Origin of the sequence: Pseudomonas sp. BN606 (assembly GCF_029873115.1) — a bacterium.
GTDB lineage: Bacteria > Pseudomonadota > Gammaproteobacteria > Pseudomonadales > Pseudomonadaceae > Metapseudomonas.
In genome coordinates this window covers 21,162-45,208 of the sequence record NZ_SSOF01000036.1, presented here as the reverse complement: position 1 = coordinate 45,208, position 24,047 = coordinate 21,162, and the positions used below count along the sequence as shown (strand labels likewise).

Below are 24,047 nucleotides of genomic sequence, written 5' to 3'. Positions count from 1 at the left end.
GGTAATGGCCGAGGTCGTGCCGTTCCCGTCTTTCCCCCACCCGCATCCGCTGCGGGTCCCTTCGAGGTACGCATGACTCCGGATCAAAGATTCGCCCGGCGGGTCCAGGCGGCCATCATCCTGTTCGTCCTGCTGTTCGCCTACTTCCTGGCGGCGGACCTGTGGATGCCCATCACGCCCCAGGCGCAACTGACCCGTCCGGTGCTGCGCATCGCCCCACGCGTGGACGGCCAGGTGCTGGACGTCGCCGTCAGCAACAATCAGCACGTCGAGGCCGGCCAGGTCCTGTTCCGTCTCGACCCCGAACCCTTCCGCCTGGCCGTGCGTGCCGCCGAGCTGGCGCTTGAACAGGCCGGGCAGGACAACCGCCAACTCGACGCCGCTATCGCTGCGGCCCGTGCCGACCAGGTCGCCGCCCAGGCTTCTGCCAGTGAGTTGCAACGCGAGGCTGCGCGCCTCGGGCGTCTGGTGCAGAGCCAGCACGTATCGCGCCAGCTGTTCGAGCAGACCGAAGCGCAGCGTCAGGCCGCCCAGGCCAAGCTGAGTGCCGCCGGTGCGCGCATTCGCGAGCTCGTGGCCCAGCGTGGCGCCGTCGGCGACGACAACCTGCGACTGCGCCAGGCCCGTAACGCGCTGGAGCAGGCGCACCTGCAACTGGAATACAGCGAAGTGCGTGCCGAGCGCGCCGGCACCTTGAGCAACCTGCAGCTGTCCCCCGGCGCATTCCTGCATGCCGGCAGTCCGGTGGCCGCGTTGGTGGCGGATGAAGCGGACATCAGTGCCGACTTCCGCGAGAAGGCCCTGCGCTATGTGCGCCTGGAGGATGGTGCTGCGGTGGTGTTCGACGCGCTCCCCGGCCACATTTTTGCGGCCAGGGTCAGCGCCATCGACGCCGGCGTGAAGGAGGGGCAGCTCGACGCCAATGGCGATCTGGCCGCTCCGGCGATCTCCGACCGCTGGGTGCGTGACGCTCAGCGCCAGCGCCTGCACGTCAGCCTGACCGAAACCCTGCCCTATACGCTGCCCAGCGGCGCCAAGGCGACGGTCCAGCTCTACCCGGGCGACTCGCACCTGGCGGACCTGTTCGGCCGTCTGCAGATCGCCGCGATCAGCATCCTGCACTACGTGTATTGATGAACCGCAGGACAGCTCTGACCGAGAACGACCTGAGGCAATGCCTGCGTCTCGCTGGGGGCGGCACCCTCGGGCTGTTCATCTGCAAGTTGATGGGCTGGGACAACGGCTCGTTCTTCTGCGTCTATCCCATGCTCCTGCTCGGCCTCACGCCGGTCATCAACGCCCACATCGTGCGGCAGTTCCTGCTCCAGGCCGTGGTGGTGAGTGTCGAGGTACTGGTGATCTACGGCCTGTTTGGCGACCGACCGCAGATGATAGTGCCGCTGGCTTTCCTGGCCTTCTTCTGGCGCTTCCGTCTGATGGCCCAGGGGGCGCTCTTCATGTTCGGCGCGCTGGGCAGCGTGTTCCTCTCCATCCAGCTTCACTTCGCCAGTTACCCGGAAACCCACCTCTACGACCTGGTCACCAGCAACCTGGTGGCGGCGGGGCTGACGGTCCTGATCGCCTGGCTTATGTTCTTCCTCTTCCCCGATGCCGAGCCGCGTCCGCTGAAGCGGATACCGGCCAAGGACGTGCCCAGCCAGCGCCACGAGGCGATCCTCGGGGCGACTATCGCCACCCTGTCCTTCATGCTGTTCCAGAGCTTCGACCTGAAAGATTCGCTGTCGGCCCAGGTGGCGTCGATCCTGGTCCTGTTCCCCATGCACTGGAACGGCATCCGCTTCGCCGGCCGCATTCGCGCCCTCGGCACCCTGCTGGGCTGCGCCATTGGGCTGGTGCTGCAGCTGGTGCTCTACAGCCATTACGACGTGCTGCCCCTGGTGACCCTGATGTACTGGACCGCCGCCCTCTGCTGCGCTCGCCTGCATGTGCTGGAAGGCGCGCAGGGCATTGGTTTCGGCGCACTGACCACCCTGGCCATCGTCTTCGGCCAGTACCTCACGCCGCAGCACGACGTGGTGTACTCCATCGCCTATCGCCTGAGCTCGGTGTGCGTGTCGGTGTTCCTCACCCTGGTCGCGGTGTTCGTCCTGCACCGGTTGCTCAACCGTTTCGTTGCCTTCCGTCATGCCAGTCATGCCTGACCGTCGGCTCGCGTGCCGTCCGCACTTTTGCCTGCCTAATCTGTCGAAGGCAGGTCCTATGAAGGTAGCGGCCGAATGGAAACGTCCCTCGAATCTCCAAGCGAACTGGAAAAACTCACCCTTGCCCTTCTTCACAGCCGGGGCGAAGTCGAACGGCTGCGCGAACGCGAGGCCATCTTCAGCAGCCTTCTGGGCAGCGTGAACGCCGTGCTCTGGGCCTTCGACTGGGAGGCGCAACGGATCATCTACGTCAGCCCTGCCTACGAGACCATGTTCGGGCGCTCCGCCGCGCTGCTGCTGGCGGACTACAGCGAGTGGCGCAACTGCATCTACCCGGATGACCTGGAATACGCTGCGCAGAGTTTCGCCGAAGTGCTGGAGAAGGGGGCCATCGAGGCCCGCGAGTACCGCATCATCCGCGCCGACGGCCAGCTGCGCTGGATCAGCGACAAATGCTTCATCAGCCAGGGCGGCGGGGAAGGCCAGCCGACCATCGTTGTCGGCATCGCCGAAGACATCACCGAGAAGAAGCAACTGGAGGGTGAACTGCATCGCCTGGCGACCACCGACGTGCTGACCAAGAGCAGTAACCGACGGCACTTCTTCGAATGCGCCCAGCGCGAGTTCGAGCACTCGGTGCAGTTCGGCAGCCCGCTGGCGTTCATCCTGCTGGACGTCGATGACTTCAAGAAGATCAACGACACCCATGGCCACCAGATCGGGGACCAGGTGCTGCAACGCATTGCCCAATGCGGCGGCAATACCTTGCGTCGGGGCGACCTGTTCGGCCGTATCGGCGGCGAGGAGTTCGCCGCCGTCCTGCCCGGTTGCCCGCCGGAACTGGCGTGGCAGATCGCCGAACGCCTGCAGCGGGAAATCCAGCGGATGGGCTTCACCGTCGACGGCAAGAGCTTCGGCGTCACCGTCAGCCAGGGCCTGGCGAACCTTCGTGACGACGGCAACCTCGACAGCCTCTACGCCCGCGCCGACGCGGCCATGTACCAGGCCAAGCGCGGCGGGAAGAATCAGATCGTCCTCGCCGACTGACCCCGATCCCACCTTGTGGGCGCGATTTCAATCGCGAATGACTTCGCTCCCCCAGGTGCGGCTGCACCTACAGTGCAATGAACTCTGGCCGCATGCCTTCCACTCGCTGCAGCACAGGCGGCAGGTAATCGCCGTCACCGGTGAGCTGGTGGAGCAGGCGTTCGCGCAACCTGTGGAAATCCGCGCCGGTGCGCTGGCGCGGGTGCGGCAGGTCGATCTCCACCACCGACTTGATCCGTCCGGGCCGCGGCGCCATCACCACCACGCGGTCGGCCAGGTAGATCGCCTCTTCGGCGTCGTGGGTGACCAGCAAGGTCGTGATGCCGGAGCGTTCGCGGATGGCCAGCAGCTCGTCCTGCAGCTGCTGGCGGGTCAGCGCATCGAGGGCGCCGAAGGGTTCATCCAGCAGCAGGATGCGTGGGCTGGCTACCAAGCCGCGGGCGATGGCCACGCGCTGGGCCATGCCGCCGGAAAGCTGATGGGGGTAGGCCGACTCGAAGCCTGTCAGCCCCACCAGCTGCACGAACTCGTGTACCCGTCGAGCGCGTTCGCCCTGGGTCAGTTTTTCGTTCACCAACCCCAGGCCGATGTTCTGCGCCACGGTCAACCAGGGGAACAGCCGGTGCTCCTGGAACACAATGCCGCGCTCGCCACCGATGCCCCGGACCGGCGCGCCGTCCACGCGGATCTCGCCGTTGTATTCGGTATCCAGACCGACCAGCAGGCGCAGCAGGGTCGACTTGCCGCACCCACTGGAACCGACGATGGCGATGAACTCGCCTTCGTTGATCGCCAGGCTGAAGTCCTGGATGGCCTCGAAGGCCTGGCCATCCACGGAGAAGACCTTGCCGACCCGGTCGAAGCTGACCAGCGGCGCGATGGCGTGGGGTTGGTTGGCCGCATCCCGGGCCGAGGGGTTGAAGGCGTTCATGCGTTTCTCCAGCGCGTCGCGCGCGTTTCGATGCGTTGTCCGAGAGCGCCGAGCAAGGCGCCGACCAGGCCCACCAGGAGCATGGCTGCCATTACCTGGTCCATGCGGAACATCTGCTGGGCGCCGAGCATCAGGCTTGCGATGCCGCCGTCGGATGGCATGAAGTACTCGGCGCCAATGGTCCCCAGCCAGGCGTAGATCAGCGAAAGCCGCAGGCCGGCGAAGATTGCCGGGGCCGCGCCGGGAAGGATCAGCAGGCGCAGACGTCTGGCCAGGTCCAGACGCAGGGTGCGGGCCACTTCGCCCAGTTGCGGCGACAGGCTGGCGATGCCGCGCTGGGTCGCGATGAACAGGGGGAAGAAGGCTGCCAGGCTGACGAACACCACCTTGGCCGCCTCGCCCAGGCCGAACCAGGCAGTGAGCAGCGGCACCCAGGCGAACAGCGCAACCTGGCGCAACGCCGACAGGCTTGGCCCGAGCACCCGCTCGGCGTGGCTGGAAAGCCCCAGCAGCAATCCCAGCAGGAGTCCGGCGCCACCGCCGACAACCAGGCCAGCCAGGGCACGCTGCAGGCTGAGCTTCATGGCATGTGGCAGGGAACCATCATCGAAGCCATCCGCCAGGCTGCGCAGCACGTCCAGCGGCGACGCCAGGATATTGCGGTCGACCCAGCCGAGGCTGCTGCTGGCCTGCCAGAGAATCAGCAACGCTGTGGGCAGCAGGACCCCCTGCAGGCGACGCCAACCCCGTGCATCGCTGTGCTGGCGTTGTTCCCCTGTGGCCGGTTGCGGCCAGTGCAGCAAGCGCCGCTCGACGAGCCCGAAGCCACGATCCATCAGAGCGCCTACCAGGCCGATGAGCAGGATGCAGAGGAAGACCAGGTCCAGCATGAACAGCTGGCGTCCCCAGACCATCAGGTAGCCCAGGCCTTCGCTGGAGGCCAGCAGTTCTACTGCCAGCAGCGAAGTCCAGCCGGTCGCCAGCGCCAGACGGAAACCGGTGAGGAAGGCGGGCAGGGCAGCCGGCAGCAACAGGCGCAGGAACAGCAGGTGGCGCGGCAGGCGTAATACGGCGGCGGCCTCACGAAGCTTGGGCTGGGCATCGCGCACGCCGACCAGGGTGTGCAGGGTCACCGGCACCACCACCGCCTTGATCAGCACCACCAGCTTGAGCAGCTCGCCGATGCCGAAGAACAGCATGAACAAAGGAATCCACGCCAGGGTGGGAATCTGCGCCAGGGCCACGAAGGTTGGATAGACCAACGCCTCGGCGCGCCTCGAAGCCCCCAGCCAGGTGCCTAGTAGTAGCCCGCCGGCAACCCCGGCCAACAGCCCCCAGAACAGTCGCTGAAGACTTATCCACAGATGGCTCCAGAGCTCGCCGGAGCCGAACTCGAGGCTGCTCTGCCAGACCAGTAACGGCGCTGGCAGTATCTGAGCGCTCATCCAATGGTAGTGGCTCGCCAGCACCCAGAGCAGCGCCAGGCCAAGGGGCAGCAGCCACGGCAGAAAGGCATCGGAATGGCCGCGCCACCAGCCGCTTGGAGCGAGTGCGGCGGGCGTCCAGGCAAAGGTTCGGCTCATGTCCATCTCCCGAACGGTGGTTCTTAGATTATTCTTAAAAAGAATAATAAACTAATGATTGATTCCTTAAATGGATAAGAGCATGAGTCGATAGCGTCGGGAAGGGATAGGCCGATGCGTTTTCCTCATATTTTTTATGCGGGTTCTGCATGCCACGGTGCAGGCCGCGTCGTGCCTGACTTAGGCAAAAAAATTATTAAAGAATGATTTTTTAATATTTGTTTGGCCTATGGCGTCGCGCCTAGCTTCCGTCCCACAGCGCCGGCCACTGCCGGCGGCAGCCCGTGAAGGAGCCCGCACGCCATGAAAATCCTGCTCAACCAAATACTCGGGGCATTCGCCTCACCCTTGCTGATCGGCGTGCTCGGGGCGTTCCCCCTGGCTGCCCACGCCGAAGCGGCCAAGCCGGAAGCTATCCGCATCGCTGTGCCCGACCTCAGTGCCGGTACGCAGCACAGCGCCGGTGGCGTGGTGGACGTACTGCGTGACCAGAAGGTCTTCGAAGAGGAATTCGCCAAGGACGGAATCCGTGTCGAGTGGCGCTTCTTCAAGGGCGCGGGGCCGGTGGTGAACGAGGCCCTGGCCAACGGCCAGGTGGACTTCGCCTACCTGGGCGACCTGGCGGCAATCGTCGGCAAGGCCAATGGGCTGGACACCCGGGTGATCAGCGCCAATACCCGTGGCGTGAAGAGTTACCTCGGCGTGGTGCCGGGCTCGGGCATCAAGACCCTGCAGGATCTCAAGGGCAAACGCGTGGCGGTGTTTCGTGGCACTGCCCTCCAGCTCTCCTTCGCCAGCGCCCTGGCCAGCCAGGGTCTCAGCGAGCGTGACTTGAAAGTGATCAACCTCGATTTCAATGCCGCCAGTGCGGCCCTGGCCGCCAAGCAGATCGACGCGACCTGGGGTCTCTCCAACTTGATCGCCCTGTGCGAGCGCGGTCTCGCGGAACTGCCGCTGAGCTCCCGAGACCTCGCTGGCGCGGGCAGCACCCAGGCGGTGCTGGTGGCTACCGGTGACTTCATCCGCCAGTACCCGGATGTGGTGGGGCGCCTGGTGAAGGCCCAACAGAAGGCAGTGAACTGGCTGCGCGACGACGCCAACAAAGGTGCCTACGTCGAACTGGTTTCGGGCCTGGCCAGCTATCCGCCGGGCATCCTCGCCAGCGATCTGGCCCAGGAAAGCCTGAGTCGCTATTTCGATCCACACCTTGACGCTGAATTTGTCGGCCTGCTGCAACAGGGCGTGGACCTGGCTGTCAAGGAACGCCTGATCCGCCGTGGTTTCCAGGTTTCCGACTGGGTGGAGCCGCGTTTCCTCGACGCGGCATTGCAGGGGCCGGGACAGGCCTCGCGCTGACAGGGAGTCGCTGACAAGGAAGTCATTTACAGGGAAGTCGTGGAGGCCGCCGCAAGGCGGCTTTTTTATCCACAGGGCATCGCGAATGAATTCGCTCCCACAAGCAGCGCACAGGCCTGAATCCTTGCATAGACAACCCCCTCTCCCTTCAGGGAGAGGGCGGACGATGTATGCGCGAACCTGCGACCCGCCTGGCGAATGAATTCGCCCCTACAGGGGCGCTCAGGCCTGAATACCTGCACAGACAGCTCAGAGGGTTGGGGGGAGGGCGGATCGCTCCTTACGCCGCCTGCTCCAGCGAGTCCAGCTCCACCAGCACTTCGATCAGCGCTCGCGCCGCCGGTGACAGGCGATAACCTGTGCGGGTGACGATGCCGCAGCGCGCGGCCAGGCTGTCCATCCGGTCGGGCAGGTTGCGCCAGTGCAGCAGGGCCAGTGCACCGCACTCCAGCAGCGGGGCGATGGTTTCCTGCTGGGCGATGCCGATGGCATCGGTCTGGCGCACCACCTGTACCAGCGTGGGCACATGGTCGCACTCCAGGTTGAGCTGGAAATCCGCCAGGCCGCTGTAGCTTGCCAGCAGCTTGCGGATGCCTGCCGGCATCCGCGTAGCGGCCAGCGGGTAGTCGAACATGTCATTGGTCGACAGGCTCTCCTTGAGCAGCAGCGGGTGCCCCTGGCGGCAGAAGAACCGGCCATAGCGCGGCGTCAGCGGCTGGGTCTGGAAGCTCGGGTCGGCCTCGAACTGGCGCACGTCGGCGATGAAGAACTCGATCTCGTCCCTGGCCAGGCGGCGCCCCAGTACTTCCCAGTTGTTCACCTCGAAATGGGTGCGGATACGCGGATAGCGCCGCATGAAATCGGCCAGGGCGTCCGGCACCAGCCTGGCGGCCGGCGCGGGGCCGCTGCCGAAGTACAACTCGCCGGCATCCAGCTTGGTCATCTGGTCGATTTCGCGCGCCAGGTTGCTCGCGCCCTGAACCAGGCGCAGGGCGTGCTGCAGCACCACCTGGCCTTCGGGCGTGGGGCGTAGGTCCTTGCTGCCCCGGTCCACCAGCTGGCAGCCGAAATCCTGCTCCAGGCCCTGGATGCTGCGGCTGAAGGCCGGTTGGGTTATCCCCATGGCGTCGGCCGCACGGACGAAGCTGCGGTGTTCGAGCAGGGCGATGAAGTAACGGAGCTGGCGCAGGTCCATGGTGCTTTTCCGGCATCGAAAATATAGGGCGAAGGCATTTGTCGCGGCATTGCGTGGGGTTTTAAATGCAGGCTCTTATTCCGTCAAATGAGTATTCGATAATTTATTAGATGTATATCGAATAAGCATATGGCTCATCTCCCTGACCGTGAGGACCGCACCATGAGCAATGCCGCACTGGCCCAACAGCAGGCCATCGAACTCGATATCCATCCCGTTGCCGGCCGAATCGGCGCCGAAATCCGGGGCGTGACGCTGTCCGGCAATCTGGATGCCGCTATCCTCGAAGCCATCCAGGCAGCCCTGGTTCAGTACAAGGTGATCTTCTTCCGGGGCCAGACCCAGCTGGACGACCAAGGTCAGGAAGCCTTTGCCAAATTGCTTGGCGAGCCGGTGGCGCACCCCACCGTGCCAGTGCGCGAGGGTACCCATTACCTGCTGCAGTTGGACGGCGCCGAGGGGCAGCGCGCCAACTCCTGGCACACAGACGTCACCTTCGTCGACGCCTATCCCAAGGCTTCCATCCTGCGCAGCGTGACCGCTCCAGCCGCCGGTGGCGACACTGTCTGGGCCAACACCGCGACCGCTTACCAGGACCTGCCGGTGGCGTTGCGTGAGCTGGCCGACAAGCTCTGGGCCGTGCACAGCAACGAATACGACTACGCCGCCACGCGCCCCCAGGTCAGCGCCGAGAAGCTGGAGGCGTACCGCAAGGTCTTCACTTCCACCGTCTATGAGACCGAACACCCAGTGGTGCGGGTGCATCCGGTGAGCGGCGAGCGCACGCTGGTGCTGGGGCACTTCGTCAAACGCATCAAGGGCCTCTCCCAGCCGGATTCAGCGCATCTGTTCGCCGTGCTCCAGGGGCATGTCACCCGCCTGGAAAACACCGTGCGCTGGCGCTGGCAGGCTGGCGATGTGGCGATCTGGGATAACCGCGCGACCCAGCATTACGCAGTCGACGACTACGACACCCAGCCGCGCATCGTCCGCCGCGTGACCCTGGCCGGTGACGTACCGGTGAGTATCGACGGGCAGCACAGCCAGACCATTCGCAAGAGCTGATTCCCCCACCAGCAAGCCCCCACCGGAACGATCCGCTGGGGGCTTTTTGCTTTTGTAGGGTGCGCTGCGCGCACCGATATCCCTGCGCCAGAGGCGTTGTGCGTGCAGCGCACCTTGCGAGGGCTAGATGCCTGCCGGGCATATATTCAATGCCCCTAAAGCATCGATTAATTTTTATCTTTTATTTTCAACGACTTATGAATCACATATCTCTAAAGGTAATTAGTAAATCATTAAAAATTACTTTTAGAGATAAGTCGTTCAGCCAATCATCTCCCCATGGCCGACCGCTCTAGCTCGGCCATCTCGCCGGTCACTGGCCGGTTGCCTGTTCAACACGCCCGGCGGCACAGCCGGGCTTTTCAACTCCAGGAGTCTTGCCGATGGGCACTGTCCTCGAAGCCGATAGCGGCCGCGAACTGCACTGGCAGGAAGTACGCCGCCCAGGCGAGGTCCGCGACCTCGGCGTACCGGTGCGCCAGGCGCTGGACCGCACGGTCTTCCGTAGCCCTGGCGCCACCCGCGTGCTCAGCCGCCGCGAGGCCTGGCTGCTGGGCGCCTTCGCCCTGGTCCTGCACGGCGCCGTGCTGCACTGGCTGAGCCAGAAGCCCACCCCGCCGCTGCCGGAAGTGCCGCCGCAGATTCCGCCCATGACCATCGAGTTCACCGCCCCGGCCCCGCCGGTGGTGGAACCGCCGCCGCCGGAGCCGCCGCCGCCCGTGATCGAGCCGCCGCCCCCGGTGGTGGAGGAACTGGCCGTGAAGCCGCCGCCACCCAAGCCGGTGCCCAAACCCAAACCCAAGCCGAAACCGCAGCCGCCCAAGCCCGCGCCGAAGCCCGTGGCCAAGCCGGTCGAACCGCCGCCCGCACCGCCCAAGGCCGAAGCCCCGCCCGCGCCACCGGCTCCGCCGGCGCCGGCCCCGGTGACGCCACCCTCGGCCAACGCCGGCTACCTGAAGAACCCGGCGCCCGAGTACCCCGCCTTCGCCCAGCGGCGCGGCTGGGAGGGCACCGTGCTGCTGCGCGTGCATGTGCTCGCCACGGGACTGCCAAGCGAGGTCCAGGTGCAGAAGAGCAGCGGCCGCGAACTGCTCGACGAGGCCGCGGTGCGCGCGGTCAAGCGCTGGACCTTCGTGCCGGCCAAGCAGGGCGAAGTCGCCCGCGACGGCTGGGTCAGCGTGCCCATCGATTTCAAATTGAACTGATTCAGCGACTTTGCCTGTAGAGAGGAATTCACCATGGACCTGCTAACCAACCCCTTCGCCTCCATCGAGCACCTGGTGATCTGGCTGCTCATCGGCTTCTCCGTCGTCACCTGGGGCCTGGCCCTGGTCAAGGGCATCCAGTTCGCCCGCCTGAAGCGCCGCGACCGCCAGTTCCAGAAGCGCTTCTGGAGCGCCACCAGCCTGGACAGCGCCGCCGAACAGCTGCAGCAGCATGCCGGTGCCGCCGCTCACGTGGCCCAGGCCGGTTTCGCCGCGATCCAGGTGCAGGGGGGCCAACCAGGCGACCTGAGCCAGGCAATCAACCATCAGGACCGTCTGGAACGCGCCCTGCGCCAGCAGATCCAGCGGGAACGCCGCTCCCTGGAGTCGGGCCTGGCGGTGCTCGCCTCGATCGGCTCCACCTCGCCCTTCATCGGCCTGTTCGGCACCGTCTGGGGCATCATGGAAGCCCTCAAGGGCATCAGCGCAGCCGGCTCGGCCAGCCTGGAAACCGTGGCCGGGCCGATCGGCGCGGCGCTGGTCGCCACCGGCGTGGGCATCGCCGTCGCGGTGCCGGCGGTGCTGGTTTACAACTACTTCCTGCGCAGCCTCAAGCTCACCGCCGCCGACCTCGACGACTTCGCCCACGACTTCTACCTGCTGGCGCAGAAGAGCGCCTTCAAGCTGCTCGTCAATCCCGCCCCGGCGCGTGCCGCGGGCGCCGTGAAGGAGGCGTCCTGACATGGCCTTCTCCACCCAGGACAACGACGAAGTCCTTTCCGAGATCAACGTCACCCCGCTGGTGGACGTGATGCTGGTGCTGCTGGTGGTGTTCATCGTCACCGCGCCGCTGCTGACCAACGCCATCCCGATCAACCTGCCGAAAACCGAGGCCGTGGCCCCGCCCGAGCAGAAGGACCCGCTGGTGGTGAGCATCGACGGCACCGGCAAGCTGTTCATCAACAAGGACGAGATCCAGCCCGACCTGCTGCAGACCAGCCTGGAAGCGGCCAAGACCAAGGACCCGGAACTGCGCGTGCAACTGCAGGCCGACGACCAGGTGGACTACGGCGCCGTGGCCCGTGCCATGGCCTCCATCGAGCGGGCGGGGATCACCAAGCTCGCGGTGATTACTGCGCGCTGACAAGTTTTGGTCACCTTTCTTCAGGCAGGGGGAAGGTGGCCTTTTTATTCGCAACGACCTACGGGAACGCGCGCGGTGTCATTCTTGGACTCCGATCAACTCCGTCCCGTCAGGTGGAGGGTGGCCGGGCCGATCATTAACTTCATCGTAACGATTGCTCCCCGGGCTTGATTGATGACCCACCGGTCGCGCTCCTAAGGTTCGCTCCACGACAGCGGAACTCGTGGAGCCACCATGACAACAAGACCCTCTCCCCCGCCGCAGTGGTCGCGTCGGCGCGCTGAAAAGCAGCGCCGTCTCGACCAGGTACGCAACCTCGCCGATGGCGTCGTGCTGCCCAGCGAACGGATCGTCGAAGCCCTCGAAGCACTGATCGCCCCTGGCGACCGTGTGGTGCTCGAAGGCAACAACCAGAAGCAGGCGGATTTCCTCTCCCGCTCCCTGGCCAAGGCCGATCCCGGTCGTCTGCACGACCTGCACATGATCATGCCCAGCGTCAGCCGCGCCGAGCACCTCGATCTCTATGAACGCGGCATCGCCCGCAAGCTCGACTTCTCCTTCGCTGGCCCGCAGAGCCTGCGCATCGGCCAGTTGCTCGAAGACGGCCTGCTGGAAGTCGGCGCCATCCATACCTACATCGAGCTCTACTCGCGCCTGCTGGTTGACCTCATCCCCAACGTCGCCCTGGTGGCCGGCTTCATGGCCGACCGCGAAGGCAACATCTACACCGGCCCCAGTACCGAAGACACGCCGGCCCTGGTGGAACCCATCGCGTTCAGCGACGGCATCGTCATCGTCCAGGTCAACGAGCTGGTGGACGATGTGCGCGACCTGCCGCGCGTGGACATCCCCGCCTCCTGGGTCGACTTCGTGGTGGTCGCCGACAAGCCGTTCTACATCGAGCCGCTGTTCACCCGCGACCCGCGCCACATCAAGCCGGTGCACGTGCTGATGGCGATGATGGCGATCCGCGGCATCTATGAAAAACACAAGGTCCAGTCGCTCAACCACGGCATCGGCTTCAACACCGCCGCCATCGAACTGATCCTGCCCACCTACGGCGAATCCCTCGGCCTGAAGGGCAAGATCTGCCGCAACTGGACGCTCAACCCGCATCCGACCCTGATCCCCGCCATCGAGACCGGCTGGGTGGAGAGCGTGCACTGCTTCGGCACCGAACTGGGCATGGAGGACTACATCGCCCAGCGCCCGGACGTGTTCTTCACCGGCCGCGACGGCTCCATGCGTTCCAACCGCATGATGTGCCAGCTGGCCGGGCAGTACGCCGTGGACCTGTTCATCGGCGCCACCCTGCAGGTGGACGGCGACGGCCACTCCTCCACCGTCACCCGTGGCCGCCTGGCCGGCTTCGGCGGCGCGCCGAACATGGGCCACGACCCCCGCGGCCGCCGCCATGCGACCCCGGCCTGGCTCGACATGACCGAGCCGGTGACGATGCTCGAACGCGGCAAGAAGCTGGTGGTGCAGATGGTCGAGACCTACCAGGAAGGCGGCAAACCCACCTTCGTCGAAACGCTGGACGCCGTCGACGTGGCGAAGAAGGCCGGCATGCCCCTGGCGCCGGTGATGATCTACGGCGATGACGTCACTCACCTGCTCACTGAAGAAGGCATCGCCTACCTCTACAAGGCGCGCAGCCTCGAAGAGCGCCGCGCGATGATCGCCGCGGTCGCCGGCGTCACCGCCATCGGCCTGCGCCATGACCCGAAAGAGACCCTGCGCATGCGTCGCGAAGGGCTGATCGCATTGCCGGAAGACCTCGGCATCCGCCGTACACAAGCCACGCGGGAACTGCTGGCGGCGAAGAGCATCGCCGAACTGGTGGAGTGGTCCGGCGGCCTTTACAACCCCCCAGCCCGCTTCAGGAGTTGGTGATGAGCGCACTGATTGCCCGCAATACCGACCTGCCCCTGGCCGACCGGCTGGCGGACCTGGCGGTGGACGCCCTGATCGACGAAGCCGACCTCTCGCCCAAGCCGGCACTGGTGGACCGTCGCGGCAGTGGCGCGCACAGCGACCTGCACCTGGGCCTGATGCATGCCTCTGCGTTGTCTCTCTGGCCCTGCTTCAAGCAGATGGCCGAGGCGGCGCTGGAGCTTGGCGACGTCGGTCAACCGCTGCGCGAAGCCCTCGGCCGGATTGGCCGCGAAGGTGAAGCGGCGATGCTCAGCATCACCGGCGGGGTGAATACCCACCGGGGTGCCATCTGGGCCCTCGGCCTGTTGGTGGCGGCACAGGCGCTGAAACCTGAAAGCCGCGACGCCCACGCCATCGCCCTGCGCGCTGCGCGCATCGCCCTGATCGATGACCGTGCGGTGCTCCACAGCGACAGTCACGGCGCCCAGGTCGCCCGTCGCTACGGTGCCCGTGGCGCGCGGGAGGAAGCCCAGCTCGGCTTCCCCGCTGTGATCGAACAGGGCCTGCCGCAACTGGCCCGCAGCCGTGCAGCGGGCGCCGGCGAGCAGAACGCCCGCCTCGATGCGCTGCTGGCGATCATGGCCACCCTGGCTGACACCTGCGTGCTCTGGCGCGCCGGCCTGGAAGGTCTCGCCGCCATGCAGCAGGGCGCCCGTGCCGTACTCGACGCCGGTGGCAGTGCCAGCCTTGCCGGCCGCCGCCAACTGCGCGCGCTGGACGCCCGCCTGCTGCAACTCAACGCCTCGCCGGGTGGTGCCGCCGATCTGCTGGCCGCCTGCCTGTTCCTCGATAAAGCCGGGAGCCTGTGACCATGGAAACCCTGTCCTTCCAATTCCCCGCCGGGCAACCGGCCCGAGGCCGCGCCCTGGTCGGCTGCGTCGGCTCCGGCGACCTCGAAGTGCTGCTGGAGCCCGGCAGCGCCGGCACCCTGTCGATCCAGGTGGTGACCTCGGTGAATGGCAGCGGCCCGCGTTGGCAGCAGCTGTTCCAGCGCCTGTTCGACGGTCAGTCGCTGCCGGCCCTGAACATCGACATCCACGACTTCGGCGCCACGCCCGGCGTGGTGCGCCTGCGCCTGGAGCAGGGGCTGGAGGCCCTTTCTTCTCAAGAGGAGCCCGCACATGACTGATATCGCACGCCTGCTCGAAGCGCGCAGTTTCGTCGAACTCGGCGCCCGCCAGCGCGCCCGCGAGCTGCTGGATGCCGGTAGCTTCCGCGAACTCGTCGGTCCCTTCGACCGGGTCATTTCCCCCTGGCTGCCGCAGCAGGGCATCGTGCCCCAGGCCGACGACGGTGTGGTGGTCGCCAAGGGCAGCATCAAGGGCCAGCCAGCGGTGATTGCCGCCATCGAAGGTGCTTTCCAGGGCGGCAGCATGGGCGAAGTCGGGGGTGCCAAGATCGCCGGTGCGTTGGAACTGGCGGCTGAAGACAACCGCCAGGGCATTCCTACCTGCGCCGTGCTGCTGCTGGAAACCGGCGGCGTGCGCCTGCAGGAAGCCAATCTCGGGCTGGCTGCCATCGCCGAAATCCAGGCGGCCATCGTCGCGCTGCGGGAGTTTCAGCCGGTGATCGGCCTGGTTGCCGGTCCGGTGGGTTGCTTCGGCGGCATGTCCATCGCTGCCGGTCTGTGCAGCCACCTGATCGTCACCCGCGAAGCGCGCCTGGGTCTCAACGGCCCGCAGGTGATCGAGCAGGAGGCGGGCATCGACGAATATGACTCCCGCGACCGTCCCTTCATCTGGAGCCTCACTGGTGGCGAGCAGCGCATGGCCAGCGGCCTGGTGGACGCCTATGTCGCTGACGATATCGAGGCCATCCGCGAAACCCTGCAAGGCCTGCTGGCCCAACCGGAACAGGGCCTGCCGCGCAGTCGCCGGCACGCCTGGTTCCTCGAGCGCCTGGCGCAGCTGGGCGAAGAGTGCGAACAACTGGACGCTGCCGCTGTGCGTGCCCTTTACCAAGGAGAACGGACATGAGCCGTGGACTGAACTGGCTGCACGGCCTTGCCGGTGGCGCAACCCTGCAAGGCTTCCCGGCTTCGGTGAAGGTGATCGACGGGGAGCTGGGCAATCGCGCCGCGCGCTTCATCGCCGTTGTGTCCGATCCACAGAATCCTTTCCCCCGTGCCCGCAATGGTGAGGTCGGCTTGCTGGAGGGATGGGGCCTGGCCAAGGCGGTGGATGAGGCGATCGAGGCCGACAAGGGCGGCACCCAGCGCGTGATCGTGGCGTTGGTGGATGTCCCCAGCCAGGCCTATGGCCGCCGTGAGGAAGCCCTTGGCATTCACCAGGCACTGGCGGGAGCGGTGGACGCATACGCTCGTGCCCGCCACGCCGGCCACCCAGTGATCGGGCTGCTGGTGGGCAAGGCCATGTCCGGTGCCTTCCTCGCCCACGGCTACCAGGCCCAGCGCCTGATAGCGCTGGATGACGGCGGGGTGATGGTCCACGCCATGGGCAAGGCCGCCGCCGCGCGCATCACCCTGCGCAGCGTGGAGGAACTGGAAGCCCTCGCCGCCAGGGTGCCGCCCATGGCCTACGACCTGGAGAACTACGCCTCCCTTGGGTTGCTGTGGGAGCGGGTTGCGGTGGGCGACGCGCAGCAGCCGAACGAAGCCGATGTTGGTCGGGTGCGCGAATGCCTGCTGCGGGCGGTGGACGACATCGGTTCGAGTACCGACCTGTCCGGGCGACTGGGTGCGGAGAACCGAGCCGCGTCTTCGCGTGTGAGGGAGATGTTGCGGGCGCAGTGGTAGTTCGCTGCCCCTCTCCCCCACCCGTCTCCCTGAAGGGAGAGGGGCCGGGGGAGAGGGGGAATCCCTGGCACCCAGATACCAAGGAGCCACGAATGAACAAGACTCCAAAACCCCACGATCTGCTCTGGGGCATGACCCTCGACCACCTGCCTGCTGAAGCCCCTGCCTGGGCGCGGCAGGCACTGGCCGCCGGCCATCCCGTGGTGGTGCGTCGTGCGCTCTGCGAGCCCGGCCTGATTGCCGTCGGCATTCGTGGCGCCACACGTGACCAGCGCTTCGCCGCGATGATGCCGATCCGTGCCATCCAGCGTGCGCTCAGCCCCGAACAACTGCGGCCTCGTTCTGCCGCCCAATACCCAGCGCTTCGGTCGCTGGAAGCCGTCGCCCCGATACTCGCTGCCACCAGCCTGCCCTGGGGCCCCACCGGCAGCGTCGGATTCCAGCTCGCCACCGGCATTGCTGTGCTGCACGAGGCCAGCGACCTCGACCTGATCCTGCGTACGTCGATGCCTTTCAGCCGCCAGCATGCTCGCGCGCTGCTGGAGGTACTGGCCGACGCGCCTTGCCGTATCGACCTGCAACTGGAAACCCCCAACGGCGCCGTGGCCCTGCGCGAGTGGGCCGGCGAGGCGCGCCGCGTGCTGCTGAAATGCGCTGAAGGCGCCCGTCTTGTGGATAACCCATGGCACGTCCTGGAGCACGCCGCGTGAGCAGCCTGTTTGCCTTTCCAGGCCAGGGCGCGCAGCAGGCGGGCATGCTTCACCAGCTGCCGCCGGAGGCTACGGCCAGCCTGGTAGAGGCCAGCGATGTGCTGGGGGAGGACGTGCTGGCGCTGGATTCGGCAGAGGCGTTGCAATCCACTCGCGCGGTGCAGCTCTGCCTGTTGGTGGCCGGTGTTTCTTGCGCGCGCTTGCTGCTCGAACGCGGGCCGGCGCCGGACTATGTGGCGGGCCTCTCCATCGGTGCCTACGCCGCTGCGGTGATCGCCGGTTCGCTGGGCTTTGCCGATGCGCTGCGCCTGGTGGCCCTGCGTGGCGAACTGATGCAGCGGGCTTATCCACAGGGCTACGGCATGACTGCCATCCTCGGCCTTGACCAGGGCACCGTGGAGCGCCTGCTGGCCGAGGCTGATGGTCCGGTCTTTCTCGCCAACATCAACGCCGAGAACCAGTTGGTGATTGCCGGTAGCGAGGCTGCCATGACCGCCGTCGCCGAGCGTGCCCGTAAGCTTGGTGCCGGTGCGGCGAAGCGTCTGGCGATGAGCGTGCCGTCCCACTGCGAACTGCTGGGGCAACCCGCCCGCGAACTGGCCGACGCCTTTGCCGGGGTAGAACTGCGCCGCCCCGCGATCCGCTACCTCAGCGGTAGCACGGCGCGGCCGATCTTCGATCCGGAGCGTCTGCGCGACGACCTCGCCTTCAACATGTGCCGTGTCATCGACTGGCACGCCACCCTTCGCACCGCCTATGAGCGCGGCGTGCGCCTGCATATCGAACTGCCGCCCGGCACCGTGCTCAGCGGTCTGGCGCGGCGGGTCTTCGACCAAGGTACGGTGATCGCCTTCCAGGGCGCCCGTCTGGATACGCTGGACGCCTTGCTGCGTGAGGAGGTAAGCCGGACCCGATAACCGCCATGCACTTCGAAGGACAAGAACAAGCAACTTCGACCCGAATGCGAGGACAACAACAATGATCATCTACGGTGTGGCCTTCCTGGCCCTGTGCACCCTGGCAGGCCTGTTCATCGGTGAGCTGCTGGGCAAACTGCTGGGCGTCCCGGCGAATGTCGGCGGCGTCGGTATCGCCATGCTCCTGCTGATATTCGTCGGCAGCTACCTGCACAAGCGCGGCCTCATGAGTGCCAGGTCCGAGGTGGGCGTGGAGTTCTGGAGCGCCATCTACATCCCCATCGTCGTCGCCATGGCTGCCCAGCAGAATGTGCTTGGCGCGCTGTCCGGCGGCCCCATGGCCATACTCGCCGGCGTCGCCGCGGTGGTGCTTGGTTTCGCCATGGTCCCGGTGCTCGACCGGCTCGGGCAAAAGAAGCCGTTGGCGGCCGCCGCTGAATCCCTGACCCCTGCCCAGCGGTGACCGCCATGTACGAATCCATGCTGAAAGTGATCAACGGTTACGGCCTGATCAGCGGTTTCGCCGTGATCGGTGTGACCATGTGGCTGTCCTACTGGTTCTCCGACAAGCTCACCCGTGGCCGCCTGCACGGCTCGGCCATCGCCATCTTCCTCGGCCTGGTGCTGTCCTATGTCGGCGGCGTGATGACGGGCGGGCAGAAGGGCCTTGTGGATATCCCGTTGCTGTCCGGCATTGGCCTACTGGGCGGTGCGATGCTGCGGGACTTCGCCATTGTCGCCACGGCCTTCGGGGTGAATATCGAGGAACTCAAGCGTGCCGGCGTGTCGGGCGTGGTGTCGCTGTTCTTCGGCATCGGTACTTCGTTCGTTGCCGGTGTCGGCGTGGCCCTGGCTTTCGGCTACACGGATGCGGTGAGCCTGACCACCATCGGCGCTGGCGCAGTCACCTACATCGTCGGCCCAGTGACCGGTGCGGCCATCGGCGCCAGCTCCGAGGTCATGGCGCTGTCCATTGCCGCCGGCCTGGTGAAGGCCATCCTGGTGATGGTGGTGACACCCTTCGTGGCGCCATTGATCGGCCTGAACAACCCGCGCACGGCGGTCATCTTCGGTGGCTTGATGGGCACCTCCAGCGGTGTGGCGGGCGGCCTGGCCGCAACCGATCCGAAACTGGTGCCCTATGGCTGCCTGACCGCGGCCTTCTACACGGCGCTCGGCTGTCTGCTCGGGCCGTCACTGCTGTTCTTCGCCATGCGCGGCATCACGGGCTGATCCCGCCCTGCCCGACAACGCCCCGGCCAGTGCCGGGGCGTTGTCGTTTCAGCCCTCGTTGCGCAGGCTGTACATGCGGCACTCGGCGATCAGCGCGAGCAGGTTCGGGTCGCGCTCGCGGGCTTTCAGGAAGACCACGCCGATGTGTTGCAGCAGGCGATAGCGTGCCTGCAGGCGGATCAGCTTCACCCTGTTTTCGTAGACCGCCGCGATGCGCCCGGGCAGCAGCGCGTAGCCGACCCCGGAACTGACCATGCTGAGCAGGGTGAAGATGTCGTTCACCTGCATCGCCACCTTGGGCTCGAAGCCGGCCTGCTGGAACACCCTTGCGCCGTCGCGGTGGGTGGCGAAACCCTGGGTCAGGGTGATGAAGGTGGAGTCGGCGAGGTCCGCCAGGTCCACTTCGTCCTGGTCGGCGAAGGGCGAATCGGTGGGGACGGCGAGGAAGATCTCGTCGGAGAACAGCGGCAGTTGCTCGCAATCCGGGTCGTTCACGCTGTCATCCAGGGAGACCAGGATGGCGTCCAGTTCCATGTTCTTCAGGCGGTAGAGCAGGTCGACGTTGGAGCCCAGGGTGAGATCGATGTTCAGCTCGCTGCGTCGCAGCTTCAGGCCCATGACCAGCTGCGGCACGGTCTTCACGGTCAGCGAATAGAGCGCGCCGAGCTTGAAGCGTTCGGCAGAGAAGCCGGCCGCCTCGCGGGTCAGACGGACCATTTCGACGGTGTCCTGGATCAGCTTCTGCGCTTTCTCTTCCAGCACATAGGCGCTTTCCAGTGGCGTCAGGTTGCGGCCTTCATGCTTGAACAGCGGGCAGCGCAGGGCGCTTTCCAGGGAATGTATGGCGCGATGCACGCTGACGTTGCTGGTGTTCAGTTCGGCCGCTGCGCGGGACAGGTTGCCGCTGCGCATGAAGGCGAGGAAGGTCTCCAGCTTCTTCAGGGTCAGTTCTTCGTCGATCTGCATGGGCGCCCGGCTGCCTTCATCGCGTTTGTGGATGGGTATCGCTCCGTTCGCGGAGCGCCGCCCGACCCATCCTACAGAGTGGCCGTGGCGCTGCGGAGGGGGACTTTAAGTGAATAAGCTAATAAGGAATAAGCAAATAAATTCTTATTCCTTAACAGATATATGGCGAGCACCTAGACTGCCCAGCATTGAAATTCAGCAAGGAGGGCTCGCCATGCGCAGCCAGGCCATTCGCTACCTGATCCTGCCGGGATGGCAGGGCTCCCCCGACGAGCATTGGCAAAGCCACTGGCAACGCAGCCTGCCCAATGCCACCCGGGTCGAGCAGGCCGACTGGAACAACCCGGACCGTGCGTCCTGGGTGGAAGCGCTGGAGCGCGCCATCGATGCCGAGCGTACCCCGGTGATCCTCATCGCCCACAGCCTGGGCTGCGTGACCGTGGCCCACTGGGCCGCACAGTCCGACCCGGATGTACTGCGTCGCGTGCGTGGTGCGCTGCTGGTGGCCCCGGCGGATGTACAGCGCCCCGGTTGCCCCGAGCCGCTCAAGGGCTTCGCGCCCATCCCGCGTGACCTGCTGCCCTTCCCCAGCCTGCTGGTGGGTTCGGACAACGACCATGCGGCCAGCCCCGCGCGAGCGCTGGAAATAGCCCGTGACTGGGGCTCGGAAGCCGCGATCCTCACCGGCGCCGGGCACATCAATGTGAAGTCCGGGCATCACCGTTGGGAACAAGGCTTCGCCCACCTCTATCGCTTGCAAGCGCGCGTCGAGCAATCGTCCAGAAAACGCGCCTGATCCAATCCAATTCAGCAATACGTCAGGGCCCGCTGCATCGCAGCCTGGGCCCGGCGGGAGATTTCGCCATGAGCAAGGAAAACCCCGGTCAACCGCTGCTGACTTTCGCCGATGCCGACCGCAGCCCCCTCAGCATCCGCGCCCGTGCGCTGGTGTTCGTCGACGAGCGCTCGCGGCGGTTGCGCGAGGAGGTCGATCAGCTCGCGCCGAGCACCCTGCCCGTGCTGATCCAGGGTGAAACCGGCACCGGCAAGGAATTGCTGGCGCGACAGATCCATCGTTCCAGCGACCGTCCCGGCCTGTTCGTGGCGGTGAGCTGCAGCGCCATCAGCAAGGCCTATGCCGAGGCCGAGCTCTTCGGTCACACGGCCGGCGCTCACAGCGGCTCGGCCAGCAGCCGCGCCGGTTGGTTCGGTTCGGCCAATGGCGGAACGCTTTACCTGGATGAGATCGGCGACCTGCCATTGCCCCTGCAGACCAAGTTGTTGGCGGCGCTTGAAAGCCGCGAAGTGATTCGCGTCGGCGCCCACCAGCCGACCCCGGTGGACGTGCGTCTGGTAGCCGCTACCAGCATCGACCTGGCCAAGGCGGTGCGCGTTGGCAAGTTCAATGCGCGGCTCTATCAGTACCTGGACGAGGGACGGGTGGAGCTGCCGCCATTGCGCGAACGGCCGGACGATATCCTGCCGTTGGCCGAGTATTTCCTCGGTATCTACGCCCAGCGGCTGGACCTGCCTCTCCCCTTGATCAGCACAGCAGCCCAGTCAGCGCTCGAGGCCTACCCCTGGCCGGGCAATACCCGTGAGCTGGAGAACAGCGTGCACTTCGCCCTGCTGGTGAGCGAAGGCGTCGAGATTCTCCCCGAGCACCTCAACCTTCCACCGTTGCCGGGCTACGCCCAGCTCGCCGTGCAACTGCGCCGGCTGGCGGCTAACGACGAAGAGCGCGATCACCTGCGCCAGCTTTTCGCCGAGGTGCTGGCAGGGTAGCCATGCTTCACCGGTCCACCGTTCGAGATTGCGGCGGGCGCTACTCGTGCAGGTAGTAGAGCTTGTTGATGATGCTCCAGCGACCGCCGATTTTCAGCAGCGAGAGGAAGTCGGTGAAGCACATGTCGGCGTAGTCGTCGACTACCTTCGCCGAGGCGGCGTCGCCGGTGATGTCCAGCGCCTGGATAGTCCAGACGGGCGTTTCGTCTTCAGCCAGCACCGGGCCGGCGTCGAGGATGGCGCCCGCGAAGTCGTCTACCGAGAGCCATTCGAGCTCGCCCTGGAAGTGGCCGATGATGCGGCTCTGCGGGTGAAAGGCACGGCGCAGACGGTGTTCGTCGGCGAACACCATGCCTTCGACATAGTCGCGCACGACGCGGTGGATGGCGTCTTGGTCAGTCTCGTGGGCAGTCATTTCGCGCGCTCCGTTGATATCGGCGAATCAGCCAAGCCGAATGCTAGTTCGCCCGGTGCGGCGCGAGCGATCCATTGCGAATAAGCGCGTGGGGAGTGCTTCCGAATCGATCTCCGCGCGCTCGTCAGTGAATCTGTCCGCTTTCCTTGAGCCGATCACGTACCGCGCGCAAGCGCGGCAGTGGAAGGCAGACGAGGATGGTCAATGCCAGCACCCCCACGCCCATCAGCGGCAGATTGGACAGCCCCATGCTGCTCAGCCAGAGGCCACCGAGGAAGGCGCCGCTGGCGTTGCCCAGGTTGAATGCTGCGTGGCTGAGGGTGGCGGCGAGGCTCGCCGATTCGCCAGCCTGCTCGACCAGCAGCAATTGCAGCGGCGAGGAAATGGCGAAGCTGGCCACGCCCCAGAGGAACAGGCAGCCCAGGGCGAGGACCGGAATCTGCGCGAAGACGAACAGCCCCAGCAGGCACAACGTGCTCACGGTGAAGGCCATCGGCAGTGCATAGCGGAATCCCTTGTCGGCCAGGCGCCCGCCCAGCAGGTTGCCCACGGTCAAGCCGATGCCGAACAGCAGCAGGGCGAAGTTGGCGTGTTCCGGGCTGAAGCCCGAGACATCGCGCAGCAGCGGGCTGATGTAGGTGAACACGCCGAACAGCGCCACCGAAGAGAGGCTGCAGACGAACAGCGCATGCAGCACCGGGCGCCGCAAGATGCCGTCCCAGGCGCCGGCGGCATTGGTTTGTGGCTTGGGCGTGGCGGGAAGCCAGAGTGCTTGCGCCAGCAGGGTGAGGAAACCGAGGGCCGCTACCACCATGAAGGTCACCCGCCAACTGGTGGCCTGGCCCAGCCAGGCGCCGGCAGGAACGCCGAGCACGTTGGCGATGGTAAGGCCGCTGAGCACCAGGGCCATGGCCGAAGCCCGGCGGTGCGGGGGTGCCAGTTCGGCGGCGAGCAGGGTGGCGCAGCCGAAGAAGCCGGCGTGGCTGAAGGCGGTGAACATGCGCATCGCCAACAGCCACTCGTAGTTGGGTGCCAGGGCGCAGCCGAGGTTGCCCAGGGCGTAGGCACCCATCAGCCAGAGCAGCGCCTGGCGGCGCGGCAGGCGGCCGAGCAGCGGACCCAGCAATGGCGCACCGATCACCACCCCCATGGCGTAGGCGCTGACCAGCAAGCCGGCGTCGGAAAGGCTGACCTGGAGGTCGCTGGCCACTTCGGGCAGCAGGCCCATGATGATGAATTCGCTGCTGCCAACGACGAAGCCGCCCAGGGCGAGGGCCAGCAGCGGCAGAGAGAGGAGGGTGCTCGGGTTCATGCGTGTTCCGGTGGAGGGGCTGTATTGCGAGGGGCGCGGATTCTACGCGCATTTCCTTGCAGGGGGCTTACCGATGGAACGGATGGGGCGCGAATCCTGTAGTGGCGAACTCATTCGCCAAGGGCAGCGTAGCTGCCCCATGAATGCTCGAATGGCAGGCCTGCTTGGCGAATGAATTGGCTATGTCTGCGTGAGCTGTTGCGAGAGATTTACCCTCGGGCCAAGCGCCTTGTAGGAGCTGGCATGCCAGTGAAACGCCGCCATTCGCTGGCAAGCCAGCTCCTACAGGCAATGCAGCTGCCTACAACACGTCGTGCAGACATATCCA

General features: G+C 65.9%; 24 protein-coding genes and 1 pseudogene. 19 read left to right on the top strand and 6 right to left on the bottom strand.

The window, feature by feature from the left end; genetic code table 11:
• Positions 1-72: 72 nt before the first annotated feature.
• From E8E75_RS02675 to E8E75_RS02665, 3 genes are all read left to right on the top strand, one after another.
• Complete coding sequence (locus E8E75_RS02675) at positions 73-1,134, top strand: HlyD family secretion protein (protein ID WP_153919529.1); 1,062 nt, start codon at positions 73-75, stop codon at positions 1,132-1,134.
• Positions 1,134-2,162: a DUF2955 domain-containing protein gene (locus E8E75_RS02670; RefSeq protein ID WP_120653689.1), complete on the top strand. Its 1,029-nt coding sequence runs from the start codon at positions 1,134-1,136 to the stop codon at positions 2,160-2,162. Before E8E75_RS02675 ends, E8E75_RS02670 begins: the two co-directional genes overlap by 1 nt.
• Before the next feature lie 75 nt (positions 2,163-2,237).
• Complete coding sequence (locus tag E8E75_RS02665; protein WP_120653688.1) at positions 2,238-3,209, top strand: sensor domain-containing diguanylate cyclase; 972 nt, start codon at positions 2,238-2,240, stop codon at positions 3,207-3,209.
• Between the two features lie 67 nt (positions 3,210-3,276).
• Here the strand turns inward: E8E75_RS02665 and E8E75_RS02660 are convergent, their stop codons facing one another.
• Both E8E75_RS02660 and E8E75_RS02655 read right to left on the bottom strand, forming a co-directional pair.
• On the bottom strand, positions 3,277-4,140 hold the full coding sequence (locus E8E75_RS02660; protein WP_120653687.1) for an ABC transporter ATP-binding protein: 864 nt from the start codon (positions 4,138-4,140) through the stop codon (positions 3,277-3,279).
• Positions 4,137-5,648 (bottom strand): annotated as a pseudogene (locus tag E8E75_RS02655) (ABC transporter permease subunit); the annotation flags it as partial. The gene E8E75_RS02660 and the pseudogene E8E75_RS02655, both read right to left, overlap by 4 nt.
• A gap of 378 nt (positions 5,649-6,026) precedes the next feature.
• Here E8E75_RS02655 and E8E75_RS02650 point away from each other — a divergent pair.
• Positions 6,027-7,079, top strand: coding sequence for an ABC transporter substrate-binding protein (locus E8E75_RS02650; RefSeq protein ID WP_153919534.1), 1,053 nt, complete (start codon positions 6,027-6,029; stop codon positions 7,077-7,079).
• Between the two features lie 280 nt (positions 7,080-7,359).
• Here the strand turns inward: E8E75_RS02650 and E8E75_RS02645 are convergent, their stop codons facing one another.
• Complete coding sequence (locus E8E75_RS02645; protein ID WP_120653684.1) at positions 7,360-8,274, bottom strand: LysR family transcriptional regulator; 915 nt, start codon at positions 8,272-8,274, stop codon at positions 7,360-7,362.
• Positions 8,275-8,436: 162 nt separating this feature from the next.
• On the opposite strand from E8E75_RS02645, the gene E8E75_RS02640 reads away from it, so the two are divergent.
• The 13 genes from E8E75_RS02640 to madM all read left to right on the top strand — a co-directional run bounded on the left by E8E75_RS02640 (position 8,437) and on the right by madM (position 19,241).
• The gene (locus E8E75_RS02640) at positions 8,437-9,339 is read left to right on the top strand and encodes a TauD/TfdA family dioxygenase (protein WP_120655309.1); all 903 of its coding nucleotides are present in this window, start codon (positions 8,437-8,439) and stop codon (positions 9,337-9,339) included.
• A 383-nt stretch (positions 9,340-9,722) separates the two neighbouring features.
• Positions 9,723-10,544, top strand: a complete 822-nt coding sequence (locus E8E75_RS02635; protein ID WP_153919537.1) for an energy transducer TonB — start codon at positions 9,723-9,725, stop codon at positions 10,542-10,544.
• 33 nt (positions 10,545-10,577) lie between these two features.
• Entirely contained in the window at positions 10,578-11,285 is a 708-nt protein-coding gene (locus tag E8E75_RS02630; protein ID WP_120653682.1) for a MotA/TolQ/ExbB proton channel family protein, read from the top strand.
• A 1-nt stretch (position 11,286) separates the two neighbouring features.
• The gene (locus E8E75_RS02625) at positions 11,287-11,688 is read left to right on the top strand and encodes a biopolymer transporter ExbD (protein WP_120653681.1); all 402 of its coding nucleotides are present in this window, start codon (positions 11,287-11,289) and stop codon (positions 11,686-11,688) included.
• Between the two features lie 234 nt (positions 11,689-11,922).
• The gene (gene mdcA, locus E8E75_RS02620; protein WP_153919540.1) at positions 11,923-13,584 is read left to right on the top strand and encodes a malonate decarboxylase subunit alpha; all 1,662 of its coding nucleotides are present in this window, start codon (positions 11,923-11,925) and stop codon (positions 13,582-13,584) included.
• Positions 13,584-14,435, top strand: coding sequence for a triphosphoribosyl-dephospho-CoA synthase (locus E8E75_RS02615; RefSeq protein WP_120653679.1), 852 nt, complete (start codon positions 13,584-13,586; stop codon positions 14,433-14,435). Before mdcA ends, E8E75_RS02615 begins: the two co-directional genes overlap by 1 nt.
• 2 nt (positions 14,436-14,437) lie before the next feature.
• Positions 14,438-14,755 carry a malonate decarboxylase subunit delta gene (locus E8E75_RS02610; RefSeq protein WP_120653678.1) on the top strand — a complete coding sequence of 106 codons (318 nt, stop codon included), beginning with the start codon at positions 14,438-14,440 and terminating at the stop codon, positions 14,753-14,755.
• Positions 14,748-15,602, top strand: coding sequence for a biotin-independent malonate decarboxylase subunit beta (locus tag E8E75_RS02605; protein WP_153919543.1), 855 nt, complete (start codon positions 14,748-14,750; stop codon positions 15,600-15,602). The genes E8E75_RS02610 and E8E75_RS02605 overlap by 8 nt, the downstream gene beginning before the upstream one ends.
• Positions 15,599-16,381 (top strand): biotin-independent malonate decarboxylase subunit gamma, encoded by a 783-nt coding sequence (gene mdcE, locus E8E75_RS02600; protein ID WP_120653676.1) that lies wholly within the window; start codon positions 15,599-15,601, stop codon positions 16,379-16,381. Before E8E75_RS02605 ends, mdcE begins: the two co-directional genes overlap by 4 nt.
• Before the next feature lie 92 nt (positions 16,382-16,473).
• Complete coding sequence (locus E8E75_RS02595; protein WP_120653675.1) at positions 16,474-17,091, top strand: malonate decarboxylase holo-ACP synthase; 618 nt, start codon at positions 16,474-16,476, stop codon at positions 17,089-17,091.
• Positions 17,088-18,008, top strand: coding sequence for a malonate decarboxylase subunit epsilon (gene mdcH, locus E8E75_RS02590; protein ID WP_280357944.1), 921 nt, complete (start codon positions 17,088-17,090; stop codon positions 18,006-18,008). The genes E8E75_RS02595 and mdcH overlap by 4 nt, the downstream gene beginning before the upstream one ends.
• 61 nt (positions 18,009-18,069) lie before the next feature.
• Positions 18,070-18,471 (top strand): malonate transporter subunit MadL, encoded by a 402-nt coding sequence (madL, locus tag E8E75_RS02585; protein ID WP_153919548.1) that lies wholly within the window; start codon positions 18,070-18,072, stop codon positions 18,469-18,471.
• A 5-nt stretch (positions 18,472-18,476) separates the two neighbouring features.
• A complete protein-coding gene (gene madM, locus E8E75_RS02580) occupies positions 18,477-19,241 on the top strand; it encodes a malonate transporter subunit MadM (RefSeq protein WP_120653672.1) in 765 nt (254 codons plus the stop codon).
• A gap of 48 nt (positions 19,242-19,289) precedes the next feature.
• Here madM and E8E75_RS02575 read toward each other — a convergent pair whose 3' ends face one another.
• Complete coding sequence (locus E8E75_RS02575) at positions 19,290-20,207, bottom strand: LysR substrate-binding domain-containing protein (RefSeq protein ID WP_120653671.1); 918 nt, start codon at positions 20,205-20,207, stop codon at positions 19,290-19,292.
• Between the two features lie 214 nt (positions 20,208-20,421).
• On the opposite strand from E8E75_RS02575, the gene E8E75_RS02570 reads away from it, so the two are divergent.
• Together E8E75_RS02570 and E8E75_RS02565 are read left to right on the top strand one after the other, a co-directional pair.
• Positions 20,422-21,003 (top strand): alpha/beta hydrolase, encoded by a 582-nt coding sequence (locus tag E8E75_RS02570; protein ID WP_120653670.1) that lies wholly within the window; start codon positions 20,422-20,424, stop codon positions 21,001-21,003.
• A gap of 68 nt (positions 21,004-21,071) precedes the next feature.
• On the top strand, positions 21,072-21,992 hold the full coding sequence (locus E8E75_RS02565) for a sigma-54-dependent transcriptional regulator (protein WP_120653669.1): 921 nt from the start codon (positions 21,072-21,074) through the stop codon (positions 21,990-21,992).
• Positions 21,993-22,032: 40 nt separating this feature from the next.
• On the opposite strand, the gene E8E75_RS02560 is transcribed toward E8E75_RS02565, so the two are convergent.
• Positions 22,033-22,407: a nuclear transport factor 2 family protein gene (locus E8E75_RS02560; protein WP_153919551.1), complete on the bottom strand. Its 375-nt coding sequence runs from the start codon at positions 22,405-22,407 to the stop codon at positions 22,033-22,035.
• 124 nt (positions 22,408-22,531) lie between these two features.
• Positions 22,532-23,719, bottom strand: coding sequence for an MFS transporter (locus E8E75_RS02555; protein ID WP_120653667.1), 1,188 nt, complete (start codon positions 23,717-23,719; stop codon positions 22,532-22,534).
• Positions 23,720-24,047: the final 328 nt, after the last annotated feature.